This is a genomic window from Ilumatobacter sp., from assembly GCF_041688325.1.
Lineage (GTDB): Bacteria > Actinomycetota > Acidimicrobiia > Acidimicrobiales > Ilumatobacteraceae > Ilumatobacter_A.
In genome coordinates, this window is record NZ_JBDNIJ010000189.1 from 1 (window position 1) to 6,219 (window position 6,219).

Annotated in this window: 9 protein-coding genes; 1 reads left to right on the plus strand and 8 read right to left on the minus strand. The window is 64.2% G+C overall.

Features of this window, described 5'->3' with window-relative positions; all coding sequences use genetic code 11:
• A partial coding sequence (locus ACH2EI_RS11650; protein ID WP_395160124.1) for a hypothetical protein occupies positions 1 to 183 on the plus strand: 183 nt, incomplete at its 5' end.
• Positions 184 to 237: 54 nt separating this feature from the next.
• Here ACH2EI_RS11650 and ACH2EI_RS11655 read toward each other — a convergent pair.
• From ACH2EI_RS11655 to ACH2EI_RS11690, 8 genes are all read right to left on the minus strand, one after another.
• Complete coding sequence (locus tag ACH2EI_RS11655) at positions 238 to 561, minus strand: hypothetical protein (protein WP_395156900.1); 324 nt, start codon at positions 559 to 561, stop codon at positions 238 to 240.
• Positions 558 to 908: a hypothetical protein gene (locus ACH2EI_RS11660; protein ID WP_395156902.1), complete on the minus strand. Its 351-nt coding sequence runs from the start codon at positions 906 to 908 to the stop codon at positions 558 to 560. The genes ACH2EI_RS11655 and ACH2EI_RS11660 overlap by 4 nt, the downstream gene beginning before the upstream one ends.
• 408 nt (positions 909 to 1,316) lie before the next feature.
• Positions 1,317 to 1,988 (minus strand): hypothetical protein, encoded by a 672-nt coding sequence (locus ACH2EI_RS11665; RefSeq protein WP_395160126.1) that lies wholly within the window; start codon positions 1,986 to 1,988, stop codon positions 1,317 to 1,319.
• Positions 1,989 to 2,032: 44 nt separating this feature from the next.
• Positions 2,033 to 2,203 (minus strand): hypothetical protein, encoded by a 171-nt coding sequence (locus ACH2EI_RS11670; RefSeq protein ID WP_395156906.1) that lies wholly within the window; start codon positions 2,201 to 2,203, stop codon positions 2,033 to 2,035.
• 134 nt (positions 2,204 to 2,337) lie between these two features.
• Positions 2,338 to 2,760, minus strand: a complete 423-nt coding sequence (locus ACH2EI_RS11675) for a WhiB family transcriptional regulator (protein ID WP_395160128.1) — start codon at positions 2,758 to 2,760, stop codon at positions 2,338 to 2,340.
• The gene (locus ACH2EI_RS11680) at positions 2,685 to 4,829 is read right to left on the minus strand and encodes a bifunctional DNA primase/polymerase (protein ID WP_395160130.1); all 2,145 of its coding nucleotides are present in this window, start codon (positions 4,827 to 4,829) and stop codon (positions 2,685 to 2,687) included. Before ACH2EI_RS11680 ends, ACH2EI_RS11675 begins: the two co-directional genes overlap by 76 nt.
• A gap of 444 nt (positions 4,830 to 5,273) precedes the next feature.
• Positions 5,274 to 5,444, minus strand: coding sequence for a hypothetical protein (locus tag ACH2EI_RS11685; RefSeq protein WP_395155532.1), 171 nt, complete (start codon positions 5,442 to 5,444; stop codon positions 5,274 to 5,276).
• Positions 5,431 to 5,640 carry a helix-turn-helix domain-containing protein gene (locus tag ACH2EI_RS11690; protein WP_395155533.1) on the minus strand — a complete coding sequence of 70 codons (210 nt, stop codon included), beginning with the start codon at positions 5,638 to 5,640 and terminating at the stop codon, positions 5,431 to 5,433. Before ACH2EI_RS11690 ends, ACH2EI_RS11685 begins: the two co-directional genes overlap by 14 nt.
• Positions 5,641 to 6,219 lie beyond the last annotated feature (579 nt).

A 6,219-nucleotide genomic window follows, 5' to 3' on the forward strand; every position in this document is an offset into this window, starting at 1 on the left:
ACGGAACTTCTGCCAGACGGCCAGCCGTGGCAGGACTGGCAGTGGTGCGAATATGGTCCGTTGTCCAGTGGAGTGCAGTGGGTGCTGTCTCAGGGGGACGATCTTCTCGTCGTGAACGTCCTGTCGTCCGATGACGACCCTCGACCAATGTTGTCGATCGGTCAAGACTTCGGCCCATGTTAGAACTCGGCACGTCACAAGACTTCCCTAATTCGGGGTGAGCAGAGCCGGGAAATTTCAATCGTAGGAATAATCGAGGCTGCACTCCCAGCACGTTCGCCGCCGACCTCGATATGTCGCCTCGACCGTTGCGTCGATGTCGATCAGCCATGCGTCAAGCGCGTCGAGGTCGGTGGCGGCGTCGGCGGTTCGTTGTGGCGTTGGGGGTGCGGTTGCCCGGTCAGTCTGTGCGATGCTCCACCGTGTTGCTGCAGCGAGGTCGCGGGCGAGCTGTGCGAGGTCGGTGCCGGCCGGCACGAAGTCGCGCCACGGCATCGCTGCTGGCATGTTGTCGGGGATCGTGGCCGGCTCCGGTGGAGGCGGTTGCCGTCGTCGTGTCATCGTGACTTCCGCTTCGGTCGCGGTCCTGGTGGACTGCTGTTCGGGCGCGGTAGGTCGTCTTCGGGAAGCGTCAGTTTCAAGCCCGCGAGTAACCGAGCCGACGCCGTGCGGCAGCGGATCTCAAGTTCTGCGGCCGGGTTGATCTTCGGGCAGCCGTAGCGATCGAGCACTGTGACGCCGTGCTCTGTGACAACGATGCTGGCCTCGTCGGCGCGTTGGGCGAGACGGAGCGCATCCTCGAATATCCGCTGCTCGGCGTCTGACATCTCGTGATCTGCCATCACTGCAGTCCATAGGAGCGCTTGCGCTTCGGGAAGGTCTGCGGGTGCTGGTGGCGTGGTGGTCATTGTGGGTACCTCTACGGGGTAATCAGGGGTGGCATGGGGCTCAAAGTGGTTTCGGGATTGGATTGCAGACCCTTGACGACAGACCCGTGACGCAGACCCTGTGGGGGTCGAGGGGGTCCACCCCCACCCTCTGTGGTCAAAGCTTGGGCGGCTTGGGCGGGTTGGGCTGCTTCGGCGGCTTCGGTTGTCGTTGTGCTCGGTCGCCCGTTGCGGTCGCTGACTTCGTGATCGGTGGCGATTGCGAATCGATTGCAAAGCTTTCGGCAGCCCGAGCCGGCTGCAGCTCGGTGGTGGTGGTGGGTGTCGGCCCCTCGCCCGGTGCTGACTCACACACCAGCACGACGGGCTCGGGGTCGACGATCGCGCGTCGTGTACACCTGAACGAATCAGGCGCGCACAACGGCGTGCTTATGCCGCTGCGGCGGTCGTGGCTGAGCTGGTGGCTGCGGCCTTGTAGTGGGCCGCTTCGCCTCGCAGCGCTGCAGTGATTCGATCGAAGTTCCCGGCGCCGAAGCTGGCGCGATTCCCGGCGATTTCGGGAGACATGGCAGCGACGAAGTTGAGGTAGCTGCTGGGCTTAGCTCGACGAGCTCGGACAACAAACGCAATTGTTGAGACTGCTTGAATCGCTGAAAGTCTTGCGGCTTCGAGCCGATCAACTGCGTCGGCGTACGCGTCGGCCGTTGCTTCCACCTCGGCGGTCACGGCGGCGTCGATGGCGGGCCCGTGCTCGTTGAGCGCCGCCTGCAGTTCGTTGCCGAGTTGCAGCTCTGCGCCTTCGATCGCGGTCGATGCGGCGCGGGCAGCCTCCACGTTGAGGGCGTGCTGCTCGGTTGCGGGTCGCCGAGCAGGGATGGTTTTGCCGCTTCGGGCTGCCGCGGTCATTTCGGCTTGGTCTGCCTTCTGGAGGGCGAGCAGGATGCCGGAGCGCTCGCCGGGCGAGTCGTCGCCGGTCAGCTTCACGAGCTCGAGTCGTGCCTGGGTGGCACGCTCCTGCATCGTCTTGAGTTCAGCTGCGATCTTCGCGACCTGTGCGGGCCAGGTGCTGGCGGTGGGTGGCATTTCGTTGAATCGGGGCATGTCGTTTCCTTCTGGTTGGTGTTGGTTTGGGTTGGGTTGGGGGATTACTGGCGCCCGAGGAGCTGATCGAGTTGGCCTGATATGCGGGCTGCGTCGATTGCTTCGGGCGTCATCGAGGCGAGGTCGCCACGTGTGAGTTGCTGCGCTCCGGTACCGCTTCCGCGGGGTCCGCCATCGGCGGCGGCGGGCTTGGGCTGTTCGGTGTCGCTTGTCATTTTGTTTGTCCTTCTGGGTTGGGTCTTCGGGGGTTGGATCTTTGGGGGTCGGCCGTCGCGGTGCTGGGCAATGAGGCGGCGGGCGATGCGTGACTTTCGTGGCAGTCGGGCGCGGTCGTGTCGGGGCATGGGGGTCACGTTCCTTCGGTTGCGGTGTTGAGTCGTTGCTTGCGGATCTGCCGGCGGGCCGCGGGGTCGGTGCCGCCGAGCACGGCCGCGGTGTCGTCGATGTCGAGCGCCCAGTCCAAGCACTCGGTACGGACTTCGCAGCGGCCGCAGACTTGTAGGCATGCGTCGACTTTGGGGCGTGCCGGGTCGGTGAAATCCAGCCCGCTACCGCGACACGAGGCTCGGTCATACCAGGTCGATCGAGTTCGACCGAGCAGCAGGAGCAGAGAAACGGCCGGGGCGTCACCAGATTTGTGAGTAGGTGATGAAAGGCCTGCGTATGTCTCTTTTATGTAGTCCAAAGAGTACTCACTCACATTTCTGGTGACGGTTTGAAGGGTGGTTCGAGCACGTCGGGGTCGATGCCGTCGGCGAGTCGGTACATCCATCGCACACCGTTGCCGCCGTCCACCTCGTCCACCTCGACGAGACCGAGGATGTGAAGCGCTTGCAGTTGTCGGTCGACCGTCGACCGTGGCTTGTCGATGCGCTTGCGGACGTCGGTGGTCGTCGAGCCCGGGTGTGCTGCGACATCGAGCAGGATCGACAGACGCATCGGTGGCATGGAATCTCGAGCGCAACGGATCGCGAGGCGCAGCGCATCGGGCCGATCGCAACCGATAGCAACGGCACCGCGCACGATCTGCCCGAGCTGTTTCGCGAACCGGGTCGGCATCTCTGGGGCGTGGGCGTCGATGACGTCGCCCCGGTAATCGAAGTCGACGGCAGTCCTCGCAATGGTCACGACGTCGGCTGCGGCGAGCAGTCGCTCTGTTTCTTCGTCGTCGAGGTCGATCGCGTCCTCGGGCTTCACCGATGCGATGACACCGCCGGCAGCGTCTGCGAGTTCCTGGCGCATCTGGATCTCGGAACCGGTGTTGCCGATCGAGCGTCGACCGGCCTGCAGCCGTCCGACTGTCGAGTCCATGCGGATGAGTACGAACCGGTCACCCATTGCCGACACGACGGAGTGAGCACGATCCCACGCGGTCGTGACGGCACCGATGAGCACGATGCGGCCGGCCCACGTCAAAGTGCGCCCGCCGTCGGTGCCGACGTTGCGTTCCCATCGGCCGTCGTACACCTCGCGGAGTGCGGCGAGTACTTCGGCTCGGGTGTTGCGGTCCTGCGAGAGGATCGACGTCACGTCTTTGATGACAACGATTCCGCGGTCGCCGATCTTGCGGAGCAGTCCACCGGTCGAGTCCGCTGCCTTTTCCTTCTTCGGTGAGCCCGAGAGGAGCGCCCCGGTCGAAGTGATGGTCGAGGTGACGAACGCTCCGGCACCGTCGAGTGTCTGGACGGTTTCGGTCTTCGCGTTTCCGGATCCGGACACGACGAGGAGCCACACCGGATCTCCGTCGAGTCGTTCCACGGCTGCGGCGGCGAGAGTGACGTCGAAGGCGTCCATGTCGTACTCGTCGCCGAGCCATTTGCGCGCGACGTCATGCGCCACGTCAAGGGTGCAGGGATCAGCGGGTGGCGGTCGGTCGGCTGGTGCAGCGATGTGTTTCGCTCTGATCGTCGCGACTTCGGCCGGGTTGGCGTTGGCCTGACCGATTCCCCATGCAATGACCGACGGCAGCTCAGCATTCGTGATTCGTCGAGGTTCGTTGACCATCACGGTCTTCCACCAGTCGCGCAGCACGCCGAATCCGTCGACGGCGGGGTACAGACCGGCCGCGGCTTCTCGGGCGATCCAGCACGCTGCTTCGACGGCGGTTACGTGACGCGCTGCGTTGTACTTCTCGCCGTTGGGTCGTGGTGCCCCTGGCTTCCAGTCAGTGAGGAAGGTACGCACGCCGGCAAGCGCAGCGGGGTAGAGACGCTCGCCATGTTCGGTCTCGAATGCCTGCACGGCTTCGGGTGAAGCTGCGTCGGCGAGATCACCCTCGGGCGTGAGCCATTCGGGACGGCCGAACGCTACGAGCCCACGGAGTTCGACGACATCGAGCCCCGGTCGGTCAGGGCCGGCAATGACGATGTATCCGCCGTGGCCGCGAGCTTCGCCCCATCCCGACGTCGGGAAGTTCGCCGTGGAGTTCGACGGCACCAGTCCCTCAGGATTACGGCAGACCAGATGATGACCGCGCGCCGTGGTGTTGACTACGGCAAACGTGGCAGCCTCGGTCCACCAGTGCGGCTCATCGGGCACGTCGAGGTCGAGTGCGAAGTACCCGTCGAGACCGAGCGCCCATGCGATGCCGACTCCTTCTTCGCCCCAGTCGCCCACGGCTTCGAGGAAGTCCTCGACGACTTCGGTCACCCGGCACGATGCACGCGCCTTCCACAAGTAACGGCGCGCTGGTGACTTCGGGCGTTTGCCGTCTGCGTTGACTCGCATGTCGACCGGGAACACACGCAACCCGCACCGCGCGTAGTGGGCTGCCCGGTTCGTGATGGGCTCGGCGATGTTGGGAGCGAACAGTCCCTCGTCAAAGCTCACTGAGGCGCTCATCGGCCGCACCTCGTCGTCGGCTGGCCGTGTCCGTACAGCGCCGGAAAGATTCCGTGGCGGTTCTGCTCGGCGACAACTTGCCCGAGCGGGCAGCGGGTCTCGTGCTGCACGAATGCGCCGGCCTTCACGCCTGGTCGTTTCGCGTGTGCTTTGACTTCGCCGGGGTCGAGGACGCGGATCGTCGGTGTACAGCGGCAACCATTGGCTGCAAGGTCAATTCGACACGAGCGTTTGAACGCTCGCCGCTCGTCCCTGCGCGATGTCATAACGCACCGCCGATCTGGGGGCAGCGATACGAGCACGAGCCCTGAGGGTTACTGCAAGCCATCAAGCAACTTTGAGCTGAAACATTCCTGCTGAGGGTAAACTTTGAGTGATCCGCCAGATCAGCTCTGGCCTCGCCCTCGGTGTTCGCGCCGGGGGCGGGCGCCGTTTTCGGGCCGGTCATGCCGCACCGGCTTCGGTCGGTCGTGACGCAGCAACGATCGCCGCGATTAGACGCAGCGTCGGGCCGTCGACGATCGTGGCCGGCAGACCGGCAGCGATCCGTTCACGCTTCATGCGCTCGACGAAGCGCGCAACCTCGGGGCCGTTGCTTGATTCAGGCTGCCGCATTGAGATCACCGCCGACGCGATGAGCTTCGAGGAATGCCACGAGATCGGCGTGCAGAACGCGGACTGATCTGCCTACACGAACAGCAGGCAGCCTCTGTGAGTCGATTAACTTGTATACGAACGCGATGGAGTACCCGGTGGTTTGGGATACCTCTCGTGGGCGTAGAGACAATGGGGTGGTGGTTGGCGTAACCATGGGCGCAGTCCTCCTGGGACTTTGCCCAGCGCCTCCGGTGCCTCGCTAAAGCGTGCGGCTCGATACGGATCGGTGGTGGGAGTCAGTGCAACTTGTGCGGCGACTTTCATCACAGTGTAGCCTGTGTAATTACGATGATGCAACTCGAGTTGACAGATTCCCAGGTTTCGGAGATGTGGTGGTCCACGTATCACGCTGCGCTCGACGAGCTGGGCGTCGATCGGTCCGGCCCGATGCCTGTCAGGATGGACGCACTGTTGGAACGGTCGGTGATCGTTGGCGGAGACCATCCGCGGGCGCGTCGGGCTGCTGATGCATGGGTGAAGCGGCATGTCTTAGCGGATCAGTGGCGAAACTTCCGCAACGATCAGACACGCCAGAAGCGGGAGGGGCCAGCGATGCAGCGCACGGTGGCGAGTATCCCAAACCGAGGGCTACGACAGCGGACGAAACAGCGCTAATCGGCCTGCAGCCGGGTCAGTCTGCCCACGTGGCCCGTGCAGCGACGTCGATACTCGGACGCAGCCGATGGCGGTAGGTGCGGTCGAGCATGTCAGTGGATGCGTGCCCAAGTAGATC

What these genes read in the sequence shown, in the direction of transcription:
- ACH2EI_RS11660 (WP_395156902.1), bottom strand. Translation starts at nt 908, where the DNA reads ATGACCACCACGCCACCAGCACCCGCAGACCTTCCCGAAGCGCAAGCG.
- ACH2EI_RS11685 (WP_395155532.1), bottom strand. Translation starts at nt 5,444, where the DNA reads ATGCGGCAGCCTGAATCAAGCAACGGCCCCGAGGTTGCGCGCTTCGTC.
- ACH2EI_RS11655 (WP_395156900.1), bottom strand. Translation starts at nt 561, where the DNA reads ATGACACGACGACGGCAACCGCCTCCACCGGAGCCGGCCACGATCCCC.
- ACH2EI_RS11665 (WP_395160126.1), bottom strand. Translation starts at nt 1,988, where the DNA reads ATGCCCCGATTCAACGAAATGCCACCCACCGCCAGCACCTGGCCCGCA.
- ACH2EI_RS11680 (WP_395160130.1), bottom strand. Translation starts at nt 4,829, where the DNA reads ATGAGCGCCTCAGTGAGCTTTGACGAGGGACTGTTCGCTCCCAACATC.
- ACH2EI_RS11670 (WP_395156906.1), bottom strand. Translation starts at nt 2,203, where the DNA reads ATGACAAGCGACACCGAACAGCCCAAGCCCGCCGCCGCCGATGGCGGA.
- ACH2EI_RS11675 (WP_395160128.1), bottom strand. Translation starts at nt 2,760, where the DNA reads ATGGATGTACCGACTCGCCGACGGCATCGACCCCGACGTGCTCGAACC.
- ACH2EI_RS11690 (WP_395155533.1), bottom strand. Translation starts at nt 5,640, where the DNA reads ATGGTTACGCCAACCACCACCCCATTGTCTCTACGCCCACGAGAGGTA.